Source organism: Pseudomonas sp. BE134, assembly GCF_031456105.1.
Classification (GTDB): Bacteria; Pseudomonadota; Gammaproteobacteria; order Pseudomonadales; family Pseudomonadaceae; genus Aquipseudomonas.
The window spans coordinates 20,947-43,877 of the sequence record NZ_JAVDUA010000031.1 but is presented as its reverse complement, the minus strand read 5'-3'; the positions used below and the strand labels follow the sequence as shown (position 1 = coordinate 43,877).

At 59.0% G+C, this 22,931-nt stretch carries 16 protein-coding genes and 2 pseudogenes; 12 read left to right on the top strand and 6 right to left on the bottom strand.

The window, feature by feature from the left end; all coding sequences use genetic code 11:
- Nucleotides 1-12 precede the first annotated feature (12 nt).
- Both abaF and J2Y56_RS23025 read left to right on the top strand, forming a co-directional pair.
- Nucleotides 13-1,410: a fosfomycin efflux MFS transporter AbaF gene (gene abaF, locus J2Y56_RS23030; RefSeq protein WP_007944307.1), complete on the top strand. Its 1,398-nt coding sequence runs from the start codon at nt 13-15 to the stop codon at nt 1,408-1,410.
- Nucleotides 1,411-1,436: 26 nt separating this feature from the next.
- Complete coding sequence (locus tag J2Y56_RS23025) at nt 1,437-3,017, top strand: aldehyde dehydrogenase (NADP(+)) (RefSeq protein WP_007944305.1); 1,581 nt, start codon at nt 1,437-1,439, stop codon at nt 3,015-3,017.
- 114 nt (nt 3,018-3,131) lie between these two features.
- Here J2Y56_RS23025 and J2Y56_RS23020 read toward each other — a convergent pair whose 3' ends face one another.
- From J2Y56_RS23020 to J2Y56_RS23010, 3 genes are all read right to left on the bottom strand, one after another.
- Nucleotides 3,132-4,139, bottom strand: a complete 1,008-nt coding sequence (locus tag J2Y56_RS23020) for an Ldh family oxidoreductase (RefSeq protein ID WP_310352915.1) — start codon at nt 4,137-4,139, stop codon at nt 3,132-3,134.
- Between the two features lie 152 nt (nt 4,140-4,291).
- Nucleotides 4,292-5,704 (bottom strand): cytosine permease, encoded by a 1,413-nt coding sequence (locus tag J2Y56_RS23015; RefSeq protein ID WP_310352913.1) that lies wholly within the window; start codon nt 5,702-5,704, stop codon nt 4,292-4,294.
- Between the two features lie 311 nt (nt 5,705-6,015).
- Nucleotides 6,016-7,029, bottom strand: coding sequence for a LuxR C-terminal-related transcriptional regulator (locus J2Y56_RS23010; RefSeq protein WP_310352911.1), 1,014 nt, complete (start codon nt 7,027-7,029; stop codon nt 6,016-6,018).
- Between the two features lie 261 nt (nt 7,030-7,290).
- Here J2Y56_RS23010 and J2Y56_RS23005 point away from each other — a divergent pair, with 261 nt between their 5' ends.
- From J2Y56_RS23005 to J2Y56_RS22990, 4 genes are all read left to right on the top strand, one after another.
- Nucleotides 7,291-8,664, top strand: a complete 1,374-nt coding sequence (locus J2Y56_RS23005; RefSeq protein WP_310352909.1) for a glutamine synthetase family protein — start codon at nt 7,291-7,293, stop codon at nt 8,662-8,664.
- A 7-nt stretch (nt 8,665-8,671) separates the two neighbouring features.
- Nucleotides 8,672-10,063 carry an aldehyde dehydrogenase family protein gene (locus tag J2Y56_RS23000; protein WP_310352907.1) on the top strand — a complete coding sequence of 464 codons (1,392 nt, stop codon included), beginning with the start codon at nt 8,672-8,674 and terminating at the stop codon, nt 10,061-10,063.
- Nucleotides 10,064-10,066: 3 nt separating this feature from the next.
- Nucleotides 10,067-11,227, top strand: coding sequence for an iron-containing alcohol dehydrogenase (locus tag J2Y56_RS22995; RefSeq protein ID WP_310352905.1), 1,161 nt, complete (start codon nt 10,067-10,069; stop codon nt 11,225-11,227).
- Between the two features lie 138 nt (nt 11,228-11,365).
- Complete coding sequence (locus tag J2Y56_RS22990) at nt 11,366-12,925, top strand: amino acid permease (protein ID WP_310352902.1); 1,560 nt, start codon at nt 11,366-11,368, stop codon at nt 12,923-12,925.
- Nucleotides 12,926-13,203: 278 nt separating this feature from the next.
- Here the strand turns inward: J2Y56_RS22990 and J2Y56_RS28550 are convergent.
- Nucleotides 13,204-13,365 (bottom strand): annotated as a pseudogene (locus J2Y56_RS28550) (SWIM zinc finger family protein); the annotation flags it as partial.
- Between the two features lie 289 nt (nt 13,366-13,654).
- Nucleotides 13,655-14,257, bottom strand: a complete 603-nt coding sequence (locus J2Y56_RS22985) for a hypothetical protein (RefSeq protein WP_050550248.1) — start codon at nt 14,255-14,257, stop codon at nt 13,655-13,657.
- Nucleotides 14,258-14,687: 430 nt separating this feature from the next.
- Between J2Y56_RS22985 and J2Y56_RS28545 the strand changes: the two are divergent.
- The 6 genes and pseudogenes from J2Y56_RS28545 to J2Y56_RS22960 form a co-directional block, all read left to right on the top strand.
- Nucleotides 14,688-15,473: pseudogene (locus J2Y56_RS28545) on the top strand (MCP four helix bundle domain-containing protein); the annotation flags it as partial.
- Entirely contained in the window at nt 15,468-16,331 is an 864-nt protein-coding gene (locus J2Y56_RS28540; protein WP_405046880.1) for a methyl-accepting chemotaxis protein, read from the top strand. The pseudogene J2Y56_RS28545 and the gene J2Y56_RS28540, both read left to right, overlap by 6 nt.
- 191 nt (nt 16,332-16,522) lie before the next feature.
- On the top strand, nt 16,523-16,918 hold the full coding sequence (locus tag J2Y56_RS22975) for a hypothetical protein (protein WP_310338536.1): 396 nt from the start codon (nt 16,523-16,525) through the stop codon (nt 16,916-16,918).
- A gap of 239 nt (nt 16,919-17,157) precedes the next feature.
- Complete coding sequence (locus J2Y56_RS22970; RefSeq protein WP_310352899.1) at nt 17,158-18,663, top strand: PLP-dependent aminotransferase family protein; 1,506 nt, start codon at nt 17,158-17,160, stop codon at nt 18,661-18,663.
- A 112-nt stretch (nt 18,664-18,775) separates the two neighbouring features.
- The gene (locus tag J2Y56_RS22965; protein WP_007949541.1) at nt 18,776-19,846 is read left to right on the top strand and encodes a sugar phosphate isomerase/epimerase; all 1,071 of its coding nucleotides are present in this window, start codon (nt 18,776-18,778) and stop codon (nt 19,844-19,846) included.
- Nucleotides 19,847-19,879: 33 nt separating this feature from the next.
- Entirely contained in the window at nt 19,880-21,145 is a 1,266-nt protein-coding gene (locus J2Y56_RS22960; RefSeq protein ID WP_007949539.1) for an MFS transporter, read from the top strand.
- Nucleotides 21,146-21,298: 153 nt separating this feature from the next.
- Here J2Y56_RS22960 and J2Y56_RS22955 read toward each other — a convergent pair whose 3' ends face one another.
- On the bottom strand, nt 21,299-22,489 hold the full coding sequence (locus J2Y56_RS22955) for a sodium:proton antiporter (RefSeq protein ID WP_007949538.1): 1,191 nt from the start codon (nt 22,487-22,489) through the stop codon (nt 21,299-21,301).
- Nucleotides 22,490-22,931: the final 442 nt, after the last annotated feature.

Here is a 22,931-nt window from a genome sequence, read left to right as displayed (position 1 = left end):
GGAAACGTCAGCATGCCAAATCTTCAAGACACTCAACGCGCAACCACCCCCTCCGGACTCAAACGTGTCGTGGCCGCCGCCATGGCCGGCACTGTCGCCGAGTGGTATGAATTCTTTCTCTACGGTACCGCTTCGGCATTGGTCTTCGGCCAACTGTTCTTTCGACAGACCGACAGCCCCATCGACGGCATCATTGCCGCGTTCGCGCTCTACGCTGTAGGCTTTCTCGCCCGCCCGCTGGGTGGCTTGGTGTTCGGTCACTACGGTGACAAATTTGGCCGCAAGCGCCTGCTGCAACTGAGCCTGGTGGTGGTCGGCATTACGACATTCCTGATGGGTTGCCTGCCCGGATTCGACCAGATCGGTTACGCGGCGCCGGTGTTACTGGTGCTGTTGCGGCTGATCCAGGGTTTCGCCTTTGGCGGTGAATGGGGTGGCGCGATTCTGCTGGTGTCCGAACACTGCCCGGATAATCGCCGTGGCTTCTGGGCCAGTTGGCCGCAAGCCGGTGTGCCGGCCGGGAATCTGGTCGCGACGGTCGCCCTGCTGCTGTTGTCATCGAACCTGTCGGAACAAGACTTCCTCGCCTGGGGCTGGCGCGTAGCGTTCTGGTTCTCGGCGGTGGTGGTATTGATCGGCTACTGGATTCGCACCAGTGTCGATGATGCGCCGATTTTCAAGGAGGCTCAGGCTCGTCAGGCTCACACCAAGCAGCAACAACTGGGCGTGGTCGAAGTGCTGCGTCACCACTGGCGTTCGGTGCTGGTGGGTATCGGTGCGCGCTTTGCCGAAAACATTCTCTACTACACCGTGGTGACGTTCTCGATTACCTACCTCAAGTTGGTGGTACACAAGGACACCTCAGAGATTCTGTTTCTGATGTTCGGTGCACACTTGCTGCATTTCTTCATGATCCCGCTGATGGGTTATCTGTCCGATCTTGTCGGGCGCAAACCGGTCTACCTGGTTGGCGCGGTACTTACCGCATTTTGGGGGTTCGTCGGCTTCCCAATGATGGACACCGGGAACAACTGGCTGATCATGGCGGCCATCACCCTGGGCCTGGCCATCGAATCGATGACCTATGCACCGTATTCTGCGTTGATGGCCGAGATGTTCCCGACTCACGTGCGCTACACCGCCCTCTCGCTGTGCTACCAGGTGGCGCCGATTTTCGCCGGTTCCCTGGCCCCGCTGATTGCGATCACGCTGCTCAACAAGTACCACAGCTCAACGCCCATCGCCTGGTACCTGGTCGGCGCTTCGCTGATCTCTGTCGTTGCCGTCGGGCTGACCCGGGAAACCCGTGGCAAGTCGCTGCACGCGGTGGATGCCGAGTCCGCCGCGCGGATCGCGGCGCAGGGCAACGCCGCTCCCGCGTCCCCGCAACGAGGCGATTCGCTGGCCTGAGCCCACTATCCCGACAGGAGTTTTTCATGCCCCAGATCCTCGGCCACAACTACATCGGCGGTACACGCAGCGCCGCCGGCAGCATCGTTCTGCAAAGCCATGACGCCAGCACCGGCGAGGCGCTGCCCTTCTCTTTCATACAAGCCACCGAAGCCGAAGTGCACGCCGCCGCACAGGCCGCTGCCGCGGCGTTCCCGGCCTTTCGCTCTATGCCAGCAACACGCCGTGCGGATTTTCTTGAAGCCATCGCCGCACAACTCGATGCCCTCGATAACGAGTTCGTCGCCCTGGTCACCCGCGAAACCGCTTTACCGAGCGCACGTATACAGGGTGAACGCGCACGCACCAGCGGCCAGATGCGCCTGTTCGCCCAAATCCTGCGTCGTGGTGACTTTTATGGAGCACGCATCGATCGTGCCCTGCCCGAACGTCAACCGCTCCCCCGCAGCGACCTGCGTCAGTACCGGATTGGCGTCGGCCCGGTGGCGGTGTTCGGCGCCAGCAACTTCCCGCTGGCGTTCTCCACGGCCGGCGGCGATACCGCTGCGGCCCTGGCCGCCGGTTGTCCAGTGGTGTTCAAGGCGCACAGCGGACACATGGCGACCGCCGAACGGGTGGCCGATGCCATCATCCGCGCCGCCGAGCAGACCGGTATGCCCAAGGGTGTGTTCAACATGATCTACGGGGCGGGCGTGGGGGAAGTCTTGGTCAAGCATCCCGCGATCCAGGCCGTCGGCTTCACCGGCTCACTCAAAGGTGGACGGGCGCTGTGCGACATGGCGGCTGCAAGACCACAACCGATTCCCGTGTTCGCCGAAATGAGCAGCATCAATCCGGTCGTGGTATTGCCTGAAGCCCTTCACGTTCGCGGCGAGAATATTGCCCGGGAACTGGCCGCCTCTGTCGTGCTTGGCTGTGGCCAGTTCTGTACCAACCCGGGGTTGGTCATCGGCCTGCGCTCGGCGCAATTCAGTGCCTTCACCGAGTCCCTCACTGCGCTGCTGGCTGAACAACCGGCGCAAACCATGCTTAATGCCGGCACCCTGGGCAGCTATGAAAAAGGCGTGCAGGCCTTGCTCGACCACCCCGGCGTGACCCACCTGACCGGCCTTGGCCAACACGGCAATCAGGCGCGCGCGCATCTGTTCAAGGCCGACGTCAGCCTGCTGCTCGACGGTGATCCCTTGCTACAGGAAGAAGTGTTCGGCCCGACCACCCTCATCGTCGAAGTGGGCGATACAGCCGAACTGCGCCAGGCGCTGAACAGTCTGCACGGTCAACTCACCGCGACCCTGATTGGCGAACCCCAGGAGCTGCATGAACACGCAGAGCTGCTGGCCCTGCTGGAACAAAAGGTCGGTCGGGTACTGTTCAATGGCTACCCTACCGGCGTCGAGGTCTGTGATGCGATGGTGCATGGCGGCCCCTACCCGGCCACCTCCGATGCCCGGGGCACCTCAGTCGGCAGCCTGGCCATCGAACGTTTCCTGCGCCCGGTGTGCTACCAGAATTGCCCGGACGCGCTGTTGCCCGAGCCACTGAAAAATGCCAATCCACTGGGTATTGCCCGACTTGTCGACGGCAACAGTCACCGAAATCCGATCTGAAAAACACCGAAAACCCCTGTAGGAGCGAGCCTGCTCGCGATAGCGGCAGTACATTCAACATCCCTGTTGGCAGACCCACCGCTATCGCGAGCAGGCTCGCCCACAATTATTCAATCAAGCCAGCAATGCCTTGAGGTCGTTATACAAAGCCTCGGGTATCTGCACCCCTTCCACCAGGCTGCGCGCCCGCGCTTCATAGCGGCGTTGGGAGGGCAACCGTGCACCCTGCCCTTCGATCCCCTGAAACAACGCTTCGGCCCTGGCCAGATGGTTTTCCATCGAGTCCCCCAAAAAGCGTCGTGGATCAAGAGCAATGATCAATTCGCCATGGTAGGGCGAGGACTTGCTGCCCGCGTCGTAAGCCAGTGACTCGGCGCTGGTGAGGTCACCGATCAACGGCCCGGCAATCAACTCCACCATGGCCGCCAGCGCCGATCCCTTGTGGCCGCCGAACGTCAGCATCGCGCCGCTGTCGAGCACGACGTTGGCATCGGTACTCGGCTGCCCCTGCGCGTCGACGCCCCAGCCCTCAGGGATCGCTTTGCCGGCACGTCGGTGCAGTTCGATGTCACCACGGGCAATGGCGCTGGTGGCGAAGTCGAACACAAAAGGATCACGTCCCTGACGGGGCCAGCCAAAGGCAATGGGGTTAGTGCCGAACACTGGCAAACGCCCACCGGCCGGTGCCACCCAGGCATGACTCGGATTACATGCCAGCGCCACCAGGCCGGCAGCGGTCAACTGCTCGATTTCCACCCACAGCGCCGAGAAATGCACGCAGTGATTGATCGCCAGTGCCGCAATCCCGTTGGCCCGGGTTTTCTCCGTCAACAGCGGCAAACCTGCCTGAAACGCCAGCTGGGAAAAACCTCCGCCGGCATCCACTCGCACGATCGAGGGTGCCTGATTGATCACCTCGGGTTCAGCCGTGGCCGACACCTTGCCGGCGCGCAGGGAATTGACACACCCCAGAATCCGGTACAAGCCGTGAGAGGCACAGCCGTCACGCTCGCCGGCAATCACCGTCGCCGCCACCGCACGCGCATGGGCCAGGTTAAAACCGTTGTGCAGCAGGATCGATTCGGCCAACGCGTGGGCTTCGATCAGGGTCAGTCGGATCATGGTCATCTCCTTGAACAGACCGGTCAGGGTGGTCTATTCAAGGCGATAGGGCTTGATGGGTTTGCACGGAGGGAGTGACGAAATCAGCACAGGCGCTTCATCAACGACCAGCGACAGTGCAATGACGAACAATGCACTGTCGCCCCTCTCGGTCAGGCCTTCGTGCTTCGTGCAACCGGCACCGTCAGCGCTGACTTCTTGGCCAGCAGGTAATAAAGAGCGCCCGGCACTACCAACCCGACAATCCAGGAAATATCCACGCCGCCGAGCTGCGCGACCATCGGCCCGGAGTAGAAGCTCGTATCGACAAAAGGCAGCTGGATCAACACGCCGCTGACGTACACGCTGATCCCCAACACGTTCCAGCGACCGTAACGCCCCGCCGGGTCGGACAAGGCCGGGATGTCATAACGCTCCTTGTTGATGAAGTAGTAGTCCACCAGGTTGATCGCGCTCCACGGGGTAAAGAACGTCAGCAAAAACAGAATGAAGTACTTGAACGAGTTCAGGAACGAGTACTGCCCCAGCAACGCGAGCGTGGTCGATGCCGCGACTATCAACATCACAAACAGCATGCGCTGGCGGGCGGTGATTTCCAGGCGACTGCGGAAGCCGCTGATGATGGTGGCCACGCACATGAAGCTGCCATAAGCGTTAAGCGTCGACACCGTGACCTTGCCGAAGACCACGCTCAAGTACAGCAGCGACGCCATCACTCCGGTACTGCCTAGGCCGACGATGGTCGCCACTTCGTGACCGCGAAAGGTGGCGCCGGCCAGTGCGGCGACGAACACCCCCAACACCATGGAAGCCTGGGCGCCAAGCACGGTCCCCAGGCCAACAGCGGTGAAGGTTTTCCACGACGAAGTTTTGCTCGGCAAATAACGCGAGTAGTCGGCCACATACGGGCCAAACGCAATCTGCCACGACGCCGACAGCGACACCGCCAGCAGGAACGTGCTCCAGGTAAAGTGGCGGTTTTCCAGGAGCAGGCCAATGTCGTTGAGGGTCATCAAGCGGGTAAACAGGTAGGCGAAGGCGATGATGCCCAGCACGCTGGCCACACGCCCCACCAGGTGAATCACCCGATAGCCGAAGATCGTCAGGAACGCGATGCACGCGGCGAAAATCAGGATGCCGGTGCTGTCGCTGACGCTGATCAACTGGGCAATAGCCTGCCCCGACAACACCGCGCCGGTGGCACTGAAACCGAGGTACATCAGGCACACCAGGACTATCGGGATAGCCGCGCCGTAGACCCCGAACTGCACACGACTGGAGATCATCTGCGGCAGACCCAGTTTCGGTCCCTGTGCAGCGTGCAACGCGACGACCGCGCCGCCGAGCAACTGACCGATCAGCAAGCCAATCAATGACCAGAACACATCACCGCCCAACACCACGGCCAACGCGCCGGTGACGATTGCAGTGATTTGCAGGTTGGCACCCAGCCACAGGGTGAACTGACTGTAGAGGCTGCCATGACGCTCGGACTCGGGGATGTAATCGATGGAACGGGTCTCGATCAGGGGACTTCGTTGTTGATAATCTCGGAGCTCAGTCATTATTTTTTTCTCTTCCAAGGTAGAACGGATTCACGCAATCCCCTGTGGGAGCGAGCTTGCTCGCGATGGCGGACTGGCAGGCGACGCAAGTGTTGACTGTGCCGCCGTCATCGCGAGCAGGCTCGCACCCTGGGTTTGCGCAATGGCGACAAAAAGCCTGGAAAATTTCAACTACCCACCTCTGTTTTTATAGTTTTGGAAGAGGCCCGAACAGCCTGCGCGCAAGCCCCTGATATGCAAGGCATACCCTATCGCGCGCGGCCGCTGGATGGACCTCTACAAATGAGGAGGGGTCAGTGAATGAGTGGGCGTCACCGGGATTCGCGGCGGGTTGTCTGCGCAGACAAAACAGAACCCAACTCGACCTTGCTCTTCACGCCAAGCTGCAAGTAGCAGTTGCGCAGATAGGTGCGCACGGTCGCGGGGCTCAAGGTGAGGATTTTCGCGATCTCTTTATACGAGTGACCGGCCGCGAACAGCATCGCTGCCGTCCGCTCCCTTGGCGCCAGCACGGCACCGCGTGACTGGGTTTCGAGGGACAGAATGACGTGCCTGGCATTCAGACTAAGGGTCAGCGCACAGCGTCCCAGGCGCATGACGCTCGGCGCTTTTGGCAGTTGGGCGATTACCTGCGCCGGCAATATCGAACCGTCCCACCCCGGCACTTCGCGCTGTATCGCCGCGCACAGGCTGGCGCCCACGTACAACAACGTGCCGTCCATGCGCGCGACCCCGAAGTCGCTGGCGCCGTTACCGGTGTCGAACCGAATCATGTCTTGCACCTGGAATCGCCACAGCTGCAACAGGTGATCACAGAACGCCGAAAACAACGCGGCCTCGCTGTCGTTGAAGGCCAGTGCTTGTTCGCCGCGATAGAGGCAGACAAAGAACATCAAACCGCTTTCGGGCAGCTCGAAGGTGATGCACATCGGGTGGTAGAGGTCATGACGACGAGCGAAGGCGTCGACCTCTTCATGGGGGTCAGTGAAACCGCTGTCGCGCACCACTTCACCGGGTTGGCTCAAGGTGTCGTGGGAGAACCGGTCGCTGCCCGCGCTCTTGTGCCATTCGGCGGCAAACGATTCGGGCAGGTCGATGCGCCCGTGCATCCAGCTTTTCGGCGCTACCTGGGCGTCTGACGTAGACATCTCGCCCCACCACGCCGAAGCAAACGGCACCAGTGGGCGAAAGGCTTGCAGCCCGTCTTCGATGAACTGCGAGGCACCACGTTCCCGAGCCAGTCGCCCGAGGTGCAACACGCAATGATTGAATGCCTTGAGCGTCGCCATCGACGGTGTGCCGCAGAGATGATCCCCCTCCTCCATTTGCTGAATCCTGTTGGCTGCGTGGTATTTTTTCGACCATGCCATAGGGGCAGCGACGGCGTCCAGAAACACGTTGAATCGCCAAATTCCAGGCTGATTTATCAGGCAGCAAGCAGCAAAACTTGCACAAAGCCGCATTAGGCTAAGCTAAGGATCAGCTTATTGCGCACGATGCTCGCTCCGGCAGGGTTTGGGTTTTTCTGAAGAGCGTCTGCAACAGCTATTTCAGACTGGCCCACACTTTCACGCAGGACTGACGTGATGACCGAGCCCCTCCTCAGCTTTGATGAATTGAAGCGTGCCGCCGTGTCCGGCGAAATCGATACCGTACTGGTCTGCATGGTCGACATGCAGGGACGTCTGGTCGGCAAGCGATTCCAGGTCGAGTTTTTTATCGACAGCGGCCATGAAGAAACCCACTGCTGCAACTACCTGCTGGCCGACGACATCGACATGGAACCCGTACCGGGTTACGCCGCCGCCAGTTGGAGCAAAGGCTATGGCGACTTTGTGCTCAAGCCCGACATGTCCACCCTGCGGCGGGTGCCGTGGCTGGAATGCACGGCGCTGGTGCTCTGCGATGTGCTCGATCACCACCATCGCCGCGACTTGCCGCACAGCCCCCGGGCCATCCTGAAAAAACAGATCGAACGCCTGCGCGAGCGTGGCTATACCGGCATGTTCGCCTCGGAACTGGAGTTCTATCTGTTCGACGAGAGCTACGAGGCCATCCACGAGCGCAACTACCAAAAGCCCAAAACCGCCGGCCATTACATCGAGGACTACAACATCCTGCAGACCACCCGCGAAGAGCCGGTGCTGCGGGCGATTCGCAAGCATCTGCAGGCCAGCGGCATTCCCGTGGAAAACTCCAAGGGTGAATGGGGGCCGGGACAGGAAGAGATCAACATCCGCTATGCGGATGCGCTGACCATGGCCGACCACCACGTCATCATCAAGCACGCCTGCAAAGAGATCGCGCAACTGCAAGGCAAGGCGATCACCTTCATGGCCAAGTGGCGCTATGACGCCGCAGGTTCCAGCAGCCACATCCACAATTCGCTGTGGGACAAGAACGGCAAGAAGCCGTTGTTCTTCGACGCCAAGGCTGAATTCGGCATGTCGACACTGATGCGCTCATGGGTCGCCGGGCAGCTCAAGTACGCCAACGACATCACCTGTTTTCTCGCACCCTACATCAACTCGTACAAGCGCTTTCAGGCCGGCACCTTTGCGCCGACGCGTGCGGTGTGGAGCCGGGACAACCGCACCGCAGGCTTTCGCTTGTGCGCAGAAGAGAGCAAATCCATCCGCATCGAATGCCGCATCGGCGGTGCCGACCTCAACCCGTATCTGGCCTTCGCGGCCCTGATCGCGGCGGGCCTGGCCGGGATCGACGAGAAGCTCGCCCTCGCGCCGCCCTTTGAAGGCGACGCCTACCTCGACGAACACTTGCCGGAAGTTTCCAAGACCTTGCGCGAAGCCTGCGCCGCACTCCAGACCTCCGGCATGTTGCGCGAAGCGTTCGGGGATGAAGTGATCGACCACTACGTGCACACCGCCGAATGGGAGCAGAAGGAGTACGACCGGCGCGTCACCGACTGGGAACTGCAACGCGGCTTTGAACGCTATTGAGGTCACCATGACGGCAACCATTCAACTCATCTCCCCGGTCGATGGCCGGGTTTACGCTGAGCGCAGCTACTCCGACTCGACGCAGATCGAACAGGCACTGACGGCTGCCACCACCGCCCAGGCGCAATGGAAACGCCGGCCACTGAGCGAACGCGCGGCTTTTTGCAGTGCGGTGGTGGACGCGATGCTAGCGATGAAGACTGACATAGTGCGAGAGCTGGCTTGGCAAATGGGTCGCCCGGTACGGTTTGGTGCGGGCGAATTGCGCGGTTTTGAAGAGCGTGCGCGGCACATGATAGCCATTGCGCCTGAAGCGCTGGCAGCGATTGAACCCACGCCAGTCAGCGGTTTCCGCCGGCACATTCAACGTGATCCATTGGGGACAGTGCTGGTCATTGCGCCATGGAACTACCCGTACCTGACCGCCGTGAACACGATCATTCCGGCGCTGATGGCCGGCAATAGCGTCCTCCTCAAACACGCGTCACAAACGCTGCTGGTGGGTGAACGATTCGCCGAGGCCATGGCCCACGCCAACCTCCCGGCCGGACTGTTCCATAACCTGCTGCTCGATCACAGCCAGACCGCCGCAATCATTGGCTCCGGACGTATCCATCAAGTCAATTTCACGGGTTCCGTCGGCGCGGGCAAGGTCATGGAAACCGCCGCCACCGGACGTTTCCTTGGCATCGGCCTGGAGCTCGGCGGCAAAGACCCGGCCTATGTGCGCGCAGATGCCAATCTCGACCATGCGGTAGAAAACCTGGTCGACGGCAGCTTCTTCAACTCCGGGCAAAGTTGCTGCGCCATCGAACGCATTTACGTCGACAAAAAAATCTACCCGGCCTTCATCGAGCGCTTCGCGGCCCTGACCCGCCAATACGTACTGGGCAATCCGCTGGACGAAGCCACCACGCTCGGCCCAATGGTCACCCCGGCCGCCGCTGATTTCGTACGCGGCCAGATCGCCGCAGCGCTGGCCCAAGGCGCCAAGGCACTGATCGACCCGCAGGCGTTTCCCGCTGATGTACCGGGCAGCGCCTACCTCGCGCCGCAAGTGTTGGTCGACGTTACCCATCAAATGTCAGTCATGCGCGAGGAAAGCTTTGGCCCCGTGGTCGGCATCATGCCGGTGGAAGACGACGACATAGCCCTCGCCTTGATGAATGACAGCGAGTTCGGGCTCAGCGCCTCTATCTGGACCCAGGACCTGGCCGCCGCCGAACGCCTGGGCAATGACATCGACACCGGCACTGTCTTCATGAACCGTTGCGACTACCTCGACCCGGCCCTGGCCTGGACCGGGGTGAAGAACAGCGGGCGCGGCGTCACCCTGTCACGCCTCGGTTATGAACACCTGACCCGCGCCAAATCCTTCCATTTGCGCCACGAGATTTGAGCCATGAGCCTGACCGCGAACTGGAACTACCCCACGAGCATCCGCTTCGGTGTCGGCCGCATCGCCGAACTCGCCGACACCTGCCGCAGCCAGGGCATCGAGCGCCCTCTGCTGGTCACCGACAGTGGCCTGGCGCGTGCGCCAATGACCATCGCCACCCTGGAAGCCCTGCGCGCCGCCGGCCTGCGCGTCGAATTGTTTTGCGACCTCAAGCCCAACCCGGTCGAAGCCAACCTGGCTGGCGGCCTTGATGCCTGGCGCGCCGGCAACCACGATGGCGTGATCGCCTTCGGTGGCGGCAGCGGCCTGGACATGGGCAAACTCATCGCCTTCATGAGCGGCCAGACGCGTCCCGTCTGGGATTTCGAAGACATCGGCGACTACTGGACCCGCGCCGACGAAAGCCGCATCGCCCCGGTGATTGCGGTGCCGACTACCGCAGGCACGGGCTCTGAGGTGGGCCGTGCAGCGGTGATCATCGACGAGGCCACCCACACCAAACGCATCATCTTCCACCCGAAAATGATGCCGCGCGTGGTCATCAGCGACCCGGTCCTGAGCGTCGGCATGCCGGCCAAAGTCACCGCCGGCACCGGCATGGACGCCTTGGCCCATTGCCTGGAAGCCTACTGCGCCCCCGGTTTTCACCCCTTGGCCGACGGCATCGCCGTGGAAGGCATGCGCCTGGTGGCCAACGCACTGGTGCGCGCCGTGCACACACCGTCCGACCTTGATGCCCGCGCGCACATGCTCGCGGCGGCGGCGATGGGCGCCACTGCGTTCCAGAAAGGCCTGGGCGGGATGCATGCCCTTTCCCACCCGGTGGGCGCGCTGTACGACACCCATCACGGCATGACCAATGCGACCTTCATGCCCTACGTCCTGAAATTCAATCGTCCGGCCATCGAAGAACGCATCACGCGCCTGGCTGCGTATTTACGGCTGCCCTCCCCCGGCTTCGAGAGTTTCCTGGCCTTCATCCTCAAGCTGCGCAAAGACATCGGCGTGCCACACACGCTCGTGCAGCTGGGGGTGGATGACCAACAGGCCGACCTGATCGCGGACATGGCCGTGGTCGACCCTTCTGCCGGCGGCAATCCGCTGCCACTGACCAAGGCCGGTGCGGCAGAGATTTTCGACGCGGCGTACCACGGTCGCCTGTAGAGCAGTTGCCTGCCTGTGCTCAGCGCACGGGCAGGTTGTACCGGTTGAAGACAGGAGCAGTACGACATGGGGTTGAAAGCCAGCCCGTCCGGGCCTTCCGGATGGATGCGTATCAAAACCTGATGGGGCACACACAACATGAATCCAGCAAGCCAGCCCGGCGCCGACGCGTCGCATGACGACGACGTCAAGGCGCTGCACAGCATGGGCTACGCCCAGCAGCTCTCGCGACGAATGGGCGTTTTTTCCAACTTCGCCATTTCCTTTTCAATCATCTGCATCCTCTCCGGGGGCATCAACTCCCTTGCACAGGGCACCTCGGGTGCGGGCGGCGCCTCCATCGGCATCGGCTGGCCGATTGGCTGCCTGATCTCCGGGGTGTTCGCCATGGCCATGGCGCAGATTTCCTCGGCCTACCCCACCGCTGGTGGCCTGTATCACTGGGGTTCGATTCTCGGCAACCGCTTCACCGGCTGGCTGACCGCATGGTTCAACCTGTTGGGGTTGGTCACCGTGCTGGGGGCGATCAACGTCGGTACTTACTACTTCTTTTTCGGTGCCTTCGGCCCGGCTCTGGGCATGGAAGACACCACCACGGTCCGGGTGATTTTCCTTGCGGTGCTGACTGGCCTCCAGGCTTTGTGTAACCACTTAGGGATCGGCCTGACCGCCAAGCTCACCGACTTCTCCGGTTACCTGATTTTCGCCACGGCGCTGGCGCTGACCATCGTCTGCCTGATCTCGGCACCCAGTTATGAATTTGCGCGGTTGTGGACTTTCAGCAACTACTCCGGTGAGGCGGGTGGCAGCGTCTGGCCGCAGGTGTCGAACGGCTGGATTTTCATGCTCGGCCTGCTGTTGCCGATCTATACCATTACCGGCTATGACGCCTCCGCACACACCTCCGAAGAAACGCGCAATGCGGCTATGTCCGTGCCGCGTGGCATGGTCATGTCGGTGGTCTGGTCGTTGCTGTTTGGCTGGGTGATGCTCAGCTCGTTTGTGCTGATGCTGCCCAACATGGACGAAGCCGCGTCACATGGCTGGACGGTGTTTTTCTGGGCGATGGACACCCAAGTCAATCCCACCGTGAAACTCGCGCTGTACGTGGCGATTTTCATCTCGCAGTTTCTCTGCGGGCTGGCGACCGTGACCTCGGTGTCACGCATGATCTTCGCCTTCTCCCGCGACGGCGGCCTGCCCTGCTCCAAAGCGCTGGCCTCGGTCTCACCGACCTTTCGCAGCCCGGTGGCCGCGATCTGGACCGGCGCCACCCTCGCGGTGTTGTTCGTCTGGGGCTCGTCGGTGATCTCGATCGGTGAAACGCCGGTCTACACCATCGTGGTGTCCTGCACGGTGATCTTCCTGTTCTTTTCTTTCGTCATTCCCATTGTGCTGGGCCTGTTTACCTTCGGGACCGCGAAATGGCCGACCATGGGGCCGTGGAACATGGGGCGCTTCTGGTACACCGTGTTTGCCCTCCTCTCGGTCCTCTCGATGGTGATCATCTTCATCATCGGCATCCAGCCACCGAACGATTGGGCGCTGTACATCACCATCGGATTCCTGGTGCTGACGGCCATCGTCTGGTTCGGCTTTGAAGCGCGACGCTTTCAGGGGCCGCCGGTGGGCGATGTGATTGCTCAGCGTCAGGCGCAAATTGCGGCGGCTGAGGCGGCGTTGGATAAGCGGGTTTGAAAAAGATCGCGGGACGCTGAGCGTACTGCCGATCAGTTAAGGAGCAAAAACCTGTGGGAGCGAGCCTGCTCGCGATGGCGGACTGTCAGGCAATGCAAGTGTTGACGGTGCCACCCTTATCGCGAGCAGGCTCGCTCCCACAAAGTCGGCATTCGACGGGAAATGGAAGTTGAGGGCGCGTTCGGCGGCCTCGTTGAGTTTTTTTGAATCGGGTTCGTACGGGGACACTGGATCGGTGTCTGGTGGGTTGGGTGTTACTTTGAACATTGGCTCAGACCTCATATGAGTGAGGCTGCAACCCGCTCGCGACTAAACGAAATGGAGGCAGCTGTGCACAGGTTAGTCGACCGATGAGCCAAGAAATCGGCGCGCCGAAGCGCCCTGCGCACAACCGCCATCAAGTGCAGGCATGGGATACCTGACTGACAGAGACATTGTGCGTCTTGACATCAACGGGCGACTAAACCCGATCACTGATGGGCAGTGACGGGAATCAAGTTACCGAGCAGCCCCAAGGCGCACAAGCCGGCGGATTCTGGCGTAGCGGTAGGCAACGGCGCAAGGTCTTGTAGCTTTCAGGACGTAACCTTGAAGGTGTTTAAACACGAACCCTCAAGAGTTGTTGAATGAGCCGACATGCGCTTCCTACAGACGATGAAACCGGGAAAGCCTCCAGGAAACCACCATAAATAAACGATGTTGACTCCTTATTGAGTGCAGCCAACAAATTTAATCCTGATCAACAGTCAGATCGCGAGTGGTAACGAAGCCGACGGCCGCCAACGGGACCTGGATCGTGACCGTGTCTGTGGATGCCTTGAGCTCATAGCCGGGAGAATCGATATACAACGGTACGCCTGGCCATGTGGCTGGCATCTTCGGCTTCATATCCTTGGGAATGTCTCGAACCTTGAGGCCGCTGGGCCCGCAACTGGCTTCCTTGGTCAGAACGACCCAATGGGAATGCCATAACCCACCATCGTTGTCTTTTTTACCGTCCTTGTTTTCATCCAGCTGGGGGGTGTCGTCGAAATCGGGGTGGGAGGTCAATGCCAGGGCCAGGATGCCGGACTTGGGCTCGAACCCGACGACGTCACTGTCCAGACTGGTTGGCCAGACATAGCTATAGACGTCTGAGCCTGCGAATTTGCCCGTGGGTTTGGGCGTATTGACGCCCGCTGTGCCAGCGACGATTTGTTGAAAGACCAGCTTGTTGCCATCACGATAAATGTGCGTATGAACCAGATCAAACGCGGCATCTGTCTGACTTTTAGCGCTGTTGATTCCTCCGGGCTCATGGGCTAATGAAGGAAAGCTCACCGCCGAGGTCATGACCAAACACATTAAACGTCGCATGCCCCGCCCCTCGAACAAAATGGTCAAAAGTTCAGTGCACGTGGGGCTTACGCGTCAGTTTCGCCAGCGTTATCGAGTCGATTAACCACTGGCGGCGCTCAGCCGTTGGGCACCTTCCGAATCATGTGAAGGAACGCATAATCCAGAAATGCCAACACGCGGGCTACGTAAAATCGGCAAATTGCGAGCCGGTGCTGTGTTGTGACGGACAAGTCACTGGGCCTTGCTGAAATGCTGGAACTCTGCGACGCGGACCAGCGCGCAAGAGACGTAGCACCATCGATGAATTTTTATAAGGTTAGCTTATGAAAATGCCCTGATATCGATAATTATTTTGTAGGCAAAAGCTCTTAAAGTCGACTCTGTAATACGATTGCCCCCAGTGCGGGCGTTTCCCAGAACAATAATGAATGGACAAATTATGTTGCTTCGCAAATTAAGCCTTGCCCCTCGTTCCGCTTTTTGCTTTGGTTTCTTTTGCCTTCTTATAGTGGGACTTGGTTTTCTTTCCGCCCGACAAGCATCAATACTGAATCAGGCTGAACAAAAAGTTGAGCTGAATATAGTCCCCAACATTTCACTCTGGGGCTCAATTCAACTTGACCTGATGAGTTTGCGTAACAGCAACTCGAAACTGCGAAACCCTGTAGAGCCCGAAACAGTTAAAACTGAAAGCTTGAAAAATGTTCGCCTGGTTATAGAGAGCCTGCATGGAACCCTGGCGAGCATGACCCCGCTGGCCGTCACTCCAGACGGCAAAGCTGCCTTGGACTCGATTAAAGAGAATGTTTTGGCCTATGAAGCAGTAGAAGAAAAATATTTGGCCATCGTCGCCTCAAAAGACTTCCCTGCCGCCACAGTCTTTTCCGACGTAGAAATACGAGCTGTTAATGTGAAAGTCATGTCCTCCCTCCAGGCACTGAAAGAGATTAACGAACGAAACGCCAGAGAGATCGGAAATGAGGCTGCCGAGGCATACAGTCGGGCGTTAACCCTGGTGTTCACTGTGGTCATCGTGGCTCTGATTACTTCAGTTCTGTTTGCCTGGTTGTTTACTCGAAGCCTGATTGTTCCCGTCAATCATTCGCTGAACATTGCGGGGCGCATTGCCAATAACGACCTCAGCGAAGAAATCAAAGCTGACGGAAAAGATGAAATGGGCCGTCTTGTAGTGTCATTAAGCGTGATGCAAGCCAATTTACGCACCGCAATGACGAAAATCAGTGACTCAGCCATTCAATTGGCGGCAACGTCGGAAGAAATGCATGCGGTCACCGAGGACGCTTCCAGAGGGCTGCTGCGACAAAGCGATGAAATCGAAATGGCAGCGGCGGCAGTCACACAGATGAGCTCTGCCGTCGACGGAATGGCCAGCAACGCTGCACAGGCCTTCAATGCAGCAACGCAAGCAAACACGACAGCCCTGGATGGACGGAACAAGGTAGATGCCACGGTAGAGGCAATCAGCCTGATGGTGTGCAATGTTCAATCGACTTCTGACGACGTCAAAGGGCTGGCAGCAATGGCCTTCGACATTAGCAAGGTACTTGATGTCATACGCTCCATTGCCGAGCAAACAAATCTCCTGGCGCTCAACGCTGCTATTGAGGCCGCCCGAGTAGGTGAAGCGGGTCGAGGCTTCGCCGTGGTTGCAGACGAAGTTCGCGCATTGGCCCACCGTACTCACGAGTCGACGAGGGAGATCGAGCAAATGATCTCCGATATACAGTCGGGTACCACTGACGCGCTCAGATCGATGGACCAAAGCAGCCTGCAAGCTGGAAAAACCCTGACATTGGCGCAAGAAGCAGGGGCTTCACTTGTCGAAATTACGGAGTCAATCAAGCAAGTGAACGATCGCAACATGTTGATCGCTTCGGCAGCAGAGGAGCAATCACACGCGGCTCGAAAAGTAGACCAAAGCCTGGTAAGCATCCGAGATCTGGCGACCCAGACAGCCGCTGGCTCGCATCAGACAGCTTCCTCCAGCGGTGAGCTGTCGATGCTGGCGGTGGATCTCACTCAGTTAGTCAAGTCCTTCAAGATGTAGCACTGGCAGCCTGCCGAAAACGTCCATTCGGCAGGCTCGGTTAGTCAGCAAATTCGAGGAAACCAAATGACGGACCTACGTACGACCATCGGTCGCATTCACTGAGCACAGGTAGCAAACGATCAGAAACCCGCTATTACGTTAGTAACGGCCACTTCATTCATTGCTGATCGTCACAGGAACGTCCCACGATGGGAAATCAACTTAAGCATTCGAGACTTCGTTTTGGTTTTTTACTGAGTGTTATTTCATTGGGATTGATCGCCTGTTCCAGTGATAAAACAACTAAAGAAATTACTCAGCCCCCTATCGATGACAGCAAAACTTCGTCTGTGCGTGTAACGACTAGTTGGATCCGACACTCGCTTAGCCAAACAGACTGCCTGAAGCACGCTAGAACGGCTCTTACAAAAGCGAGATACTTTGTTGATGCAGGAGACCGATCAGTCTTTGGATTTCGTGAAGGCATGACTGTCTCGATTCGCTGCGACTACGAAGGCGTTGCTTTTTTCGCAGTGGCGTATCGCAACAGACCCAGTGCTCAAATGCAGGATCGGATTTTGAACGAAGTCACCCGACTATTTTAAAAGGAAGAACAAATCGAAAAATAAATCCATCTCCTTTTTCTCTTTTTGCTCTAATTTCTGCGGTGCATTGCGTGGTCCCCGGCAGATTGGCGCTTTTCTCGACAGCTTGCCCGCAACGTCTGAAACCCGTCCTGAATTAACCTCAACCCCAGACAGATGACTTATCGGGCATCGATCGATACCCTTCCCTCTCCGTTACGGTTCCCAGATAAACCCCATTCCCCCCAAACGAGCATGTCATGAAATCCCCCGCAGGTTTGCTGCTGTCGGCTATCGAGCTGGACCGTGCCAGTGCCATCCCCCTGTACCGCCAACTGTATCTGCAGATTCGCAAACAGATACTCAACGGTCGAATCCAGGGGGGCGTGCGTCTGCCGTCGACCCGGACCTTGAGCAACGAGTTGGGGTTGTCGCGGATCACCATTCTCAATGCGTTCGATCAGCTGATTGCCGAAGGTTTCCTGGCCTCACGCACGGGCGCCGGTACGTATGTCGGCACAGAGTGGGAAAGCCGGGGTAGCGAGGACGAGCAACCGCGCCAGCCACCGCGCCTGTCCGACCTGAGCCAGTCGATGCTGTCACTGCGCAGCGATCATTTTCGCGGGGTGTCCTATGCCGACTGGGACCCCGCGACCCCGACGTCCTTTCTGCCCAGCCACAGCACCTATGACGCCTTCCCGCAGGCGATCTGGCGGCGCCTGATGAACCGTCACCTGCTCAAGCCCACCAAGGCCATTCTGGGTTATGGCGAGTTGCAGGGCTTGCAGGCGTTTCGCACCGCGATTGCCGAGTACGTCTTCGATGCGCGTGGCATCGACTGCGATGCCGGGCAAGTGGTGATCGTTTCCGGCGCGCAGCAGGCGTTCAATCTACTGGGCATGCTGCTGCTCAATCCGCAGGACAGTGTCTGGATGGAGGACCCGGGGCACATCGCCGCGCGTATTGCGTTGCAGGCTCAGGGGGCTCAGGTAATTCCGTTGCGTATCGATGAACAGGGGATCGATGTCCAGCAAGGCCTGACCGAATGCCCTGATGCCCGCCTGGTGTTTTGCACGCCTTCGCGCCAGCATCCGTTGGGCGTTACCCTGAGTTATGCGCGGCGCCAGGCACTCATCGACTGGGCTGCAAAGCATCAGAGCTGGATCATCGAGGACGATTGCGACAGTGAGTTTCGCTACAGTGGCCGCCTCCTCCCGGCACTGTATGCCATGGATCAGATGGCCCGGGTGATCTACGTCGGCACGTTCAGCAAAGTGCTCTTCCCGTCACTGAGACTGGGTTACGTGATTCTGCCCCAGGCCCTGATCGAACCCTTCTGCACCCTGCGCGCGGTCATGGATCGCAGCCCACCCACGCTGCTTCAGGCGACAACCGCGGACTTCATGAGCGAAGGCCACTTTCTGGGGCACATCCGCCGCATGCGTGCGCTGTACAAGGCGCGCCAGCAGGCATTGATCGAACAGCTTGAAAAGCAGATTGGCGGCTTCTTCAGGATCACCCCGGCGGATGCCGGCATGCACCTGATCGCCTGGTTGCCCCCCGAACTCAGTGACACTGACATCGCCCGGCAACTGGCCCAACACAACATCCACACCTACGCCTTGAGCGACTACCGCATCAAGCATGCCCTGCCGCCAGCCCTGTTGATCGGCTTTGCCGGCACGCCGGAAAACCTGGCCCGGGAGCGGGTCGAGGCGTTGGCCAATGCCTTGCGCAATTTGGGTTATCTGCCGTCGCCCCCTTGATGCGAGGCAAGTGGTCTTATCAAATAACTGATAGTGGATCTATCGAGAGTTCCTGACTGGCGCGATAAAGGCTGCGCCGGTAGACCCGGTGTCTGAACCAGGAACGACTCTAATGAACAATAAGATCCAGGAACGATTCAACGCCTTGCTGAGCCATAAGGTGGTCGAACACGGGGCTGTTCCCGTGCTGACGGACGCACTGGCCCGGCGGTTGCTTGAGCGTCTGGGGCAATTGCGCCTGTTTGCCCACGCCTACCCACTACTGACTAACCTCACCCACGGTCGTGTCACCCCGGCCGACCTGCTGGACTTCGCCTATCGCCACGAACTGCAAGGCCTGAGCCTGCATTTGCTCGACGGCGAAGAAAACAGCCTGAGCCAGATGTCACCCGCGCAGCTCCAGGCGTTTGCCGCCAAGGCCAAAGCGCTGGGGCTGGATGTGCACCTGGAAATCAGCAGCACGCTGAAAAAGGATGTCGATCAGGTGATCGCCATCGCCCTCGCCCTGGGCGTGCGCAACATCCGTGTTTACTCACGTTACGAGGGCACGCTGTCGCGGGTCATGGACGTGATCGAGACCGACCTGCACTACCTCGCGCAACAGGCTGACGCACACGATCTGTACTTCGATTTCGAGCAGCATGAAGAACTCAAGAGCGGGGAAATTGCGCAACTGCTCAACCGTCTCAACCACCCTCGCCTGCATGCCCTGTTCGACTTCGGCAACATGATCAACGCCTGCGAACAGCCGCTTCAGGCCCTGCGCAACCTGGCACCGCACATTCGCCAGACTCACCTCAAGGGCGTGCGCATCGTCCCCGAACACAACGGCTTCGGTCATTACGGCGTCTTGCAAGGCAGCGACGAAGACGACCTGCCCAGCGCCCGCATGCTGTTCGAACTGTTGATGCTGGGTGAAGCAACCCCACAGGTGATCGCCTTCATTCTTGAGCAGGAAAACCACTACGTGGCCCCGGCCTTCCGCCAGAGCCTTGAGGCGGCTGACCCCTTCATTGCTTACCGGGAGATGAGCGACACGCCGCTTCCGAACGGCTACTCGCTTGAGCAAATGCTGGCCGATGAACACCGCTGGGCGAACAACCAGGTCGCCTATGTCCGCAGCCTGCTGGCCGAGTTTCGCACCCTGGCCGAACTGACCCTGGCCAACCCTTCCAACGCCTGATCCTGACGACCCGATTACGCCCGGAGAACAATAATGACAATTCAAAACAAGGCCAAATGGCTCAGATTCCTGATCCTCATCCTCGGTGGCGGCACCATCTACAAGCTGGCGAACCTGAAAGACGCCTTCTATGTCCCCATGCAGGAATTCATGGGCCTGAGCCACACTGAAATCGGCATGCTGCTGAGCGCCAACGCGATCATCGCGACCGCGCTGTTTGTGCTTGGCGGGCTGCTCGCCGATCGCTACGACACACGTAAACTGATCCCCCTCGGCCTGATCGGAACTGGTGGCCTGGGGTTGTACCTGGCAACCTTTCCGCCCTTCAGCAGCTTGCTGATCGTGTTCAGTCTGTTGGCCGTCTGTGCCGACTGCCTGTTCTGGCCATCGCTGCTCAAAGCGATCCGCAACCTGGGTGACGATCAGGAACAAGGCCGGTTGTTCGGCCTGCTCGAAGGCGGTCGTGGCGTGGTGGATACACTGGTGGCCTTTTCCGCCTTGGGCGTGTTCGTCGCCATGGGTTCGGGCGAAACCGGCCTTAAGTCGGCAATCCTGTTTTATTCGGTCATCGATATTCTGGCCGGCACCCTGACCTGGTTCCTGCTCAAGGGTGGCAACACGCAATCGGCGGCCAAACCGAAGAACGGTCTGGCGAACCTGATGGAAGCGATCAAGGTTCCGGGCATCTGGCTGGTCAGCCTCAACGTGTTTATGGTCTACATCGTCTATTGCGGCCTGACCTATTTCATTCCCTACCTCAAGGAAATGTACGGGCTGCCCGTGGCATTGGTGGGCGCCTACGGCATCATCAACCAGTACTTCCTGAAGATCCTCGGCGGGCCTGCCGGCGGTTTCATTGCCGACAAGCAGTTCAAGAGCACCAGCCGCTACTTGAAGTGGGCATTCCTGGCGCTGTTGCCGCTGATGGGCGTGATCATGCTGATTCCGAAAAGCCCGGACTTCATCTACGCGGGCATGGCCGCCACACTGTCCTTCGCCCTGATCGTGTTCTCCATGCGCGGCGTGTTCTGGGCCCCCATGGGTGAAGTCGGCATTCCCCAGCACATCACCGGCTCGGCCTTCGGCATCGGTTGCCTGATCGGCTATGCCCCCGGCATGTTTGCCTACGTCATCTATGGCGCGATCCTCGACCACTTCCCCGGTGAACAGGGTTACAACTATGTCTTCACCTTGATGAGCCTGCTGGCCATTGCGGGCTTCATGGTGTCCAGCCTGCTCTATCAAGCGGTGCGCAAAAAATCCACGGCCACGGGCGGGATGAGCGCGGCTCAAGCCTGATCATCGGTATGGAATCCATGGAGCAATCCCCGCAGCAAAACCTGTGGGAGCGAGCCTGCTCGCGATGAAGGTGGCACAGCCAACACTTGCGTTGCGTGACAGTCCGTCATCGCGAACAGGCTCACTCCCACAGGGAACGTATCCAGGTAAATATCAATGACCACGACTGGCCAGCCGTGCAACCCATGGATTGGCACTCAGACCATGTAATAGCACGCTGAGTAAAACGGTACAGACAACAGTAGCCACCAAGGTACGACTTGCTTCCAGAGGGGAGGCCAATATCATGACGGCGAAGACAATGCTGGCCAGACCTCGCGGGCCGAACCAACCGATGAACAGGCGGGTTTCGAAATCGAAGCGGGTTCCCACCAGACTGATCAGCACGGGCAGTATGCGAATCACGGTCAGACTGAGCACCGAGTAAAGCCAGATGTTCAGGGTGAGACTGCTCCAGGCCCAAGGGATCACCAGTGCGCCAAATACGAGCCAGGTAATGACCGATAACAGGCTGGCGAACTCTTCGCTGGCCTTGAGCATCTGGTGCTTTTGCTCGGTAAACAGAAAACTTGCGAGCAACCCACCGACGAACGCGGCGATAAACCCGCTACCACCTAGTGTTTGCGCTGTGGCAAAGCACAGAATGGCGAGCCCGGGCAGGGTCAACTGTGACCACATGGGTGTTTGCCACTTGTGCTTTGCGGAGTAGCGCTGCAACTGCCAGGCGATGAACGTAAAAGTAATACCGATCAATGCACCGATGCCCAGCTCCTCGATAACCAACTCTAATGCCAGTGAGATAGGGGACTGTGTCGGCTGTTCGACCAGCAATGCCAAAAACAAAAGCAACACTGGAACGCAGATTCCATCATTCAACCCACTCTCAACGTTTAACCCTTCACGCACAGGCGCGGGAACTTTGGGATTGCTCACAACAGCTTTACCGAGCGCAGCATCAGTGGGAGCCAGAAGGGTTGCCAGTATTGCCAATTCCAACGGTGGGACCTGTGGGAACAGCCAGATGCCGACTAGCCAACCACCTGCGATGGTCAGTGGTAGCCCTATCATCAGCAAGCGCAGCGGTAGTCCTTCATTAGCCCGCAGGACCTTCAGGCTGGCGTTGGCCGCATCGCTGAACAGAACAATCGCCAACGTCAGCTCCGCCAGGAGCTTGAGGCCATCCTTGTCAATCCGGGGTTGCAGAATGCCCAGAAATGCCGGGCCGAGAAACAGACCGGCAAGCATGAACATAAGCGGGCCATTGAGCAGACGTGACTCGAAGCGCCCCGCAAATATGCTGTAGGTAAGGAGAAAGGCGGCAAGCAGCGCTAAGTTCTGATACATCGATGACCTGCCTGATCAGGGTGGGCACCTGGAACACGCAGCCTTGATGCAGGCAACTTGAAGGGGGCGGGTTTCAGGCATGGGAGGTGACGTCTAATGAGAGGTGCGCTAAGCATAGGTGGTGTCCTTTGGGTGCGCCTCTCCTTCAGGTGTTTACCGGTAGCACCGACAAAAAAGGGGACACCCATTAGCCGGTCTCGAGTCAGCACCGCCTCATCTTCACAGCATCTTCGACAGGCAATCCCGGACCAAAGGTCATGGATTGTCATGAAGTGAAAAAGCGTTGTCGTCAAATGAAATGTTGGCCGCCCTCCCTTCTATATGCTCCTCAAGATCTGCGTGGCAAGCCCCGCCTTTCTGGTGCTCGCCCGACCGCGCTATTCCCGGTCGCATGCCCTCAGCCATATAACTACCGAGCGCCTGTCTTGGTTGCCTTACCGGA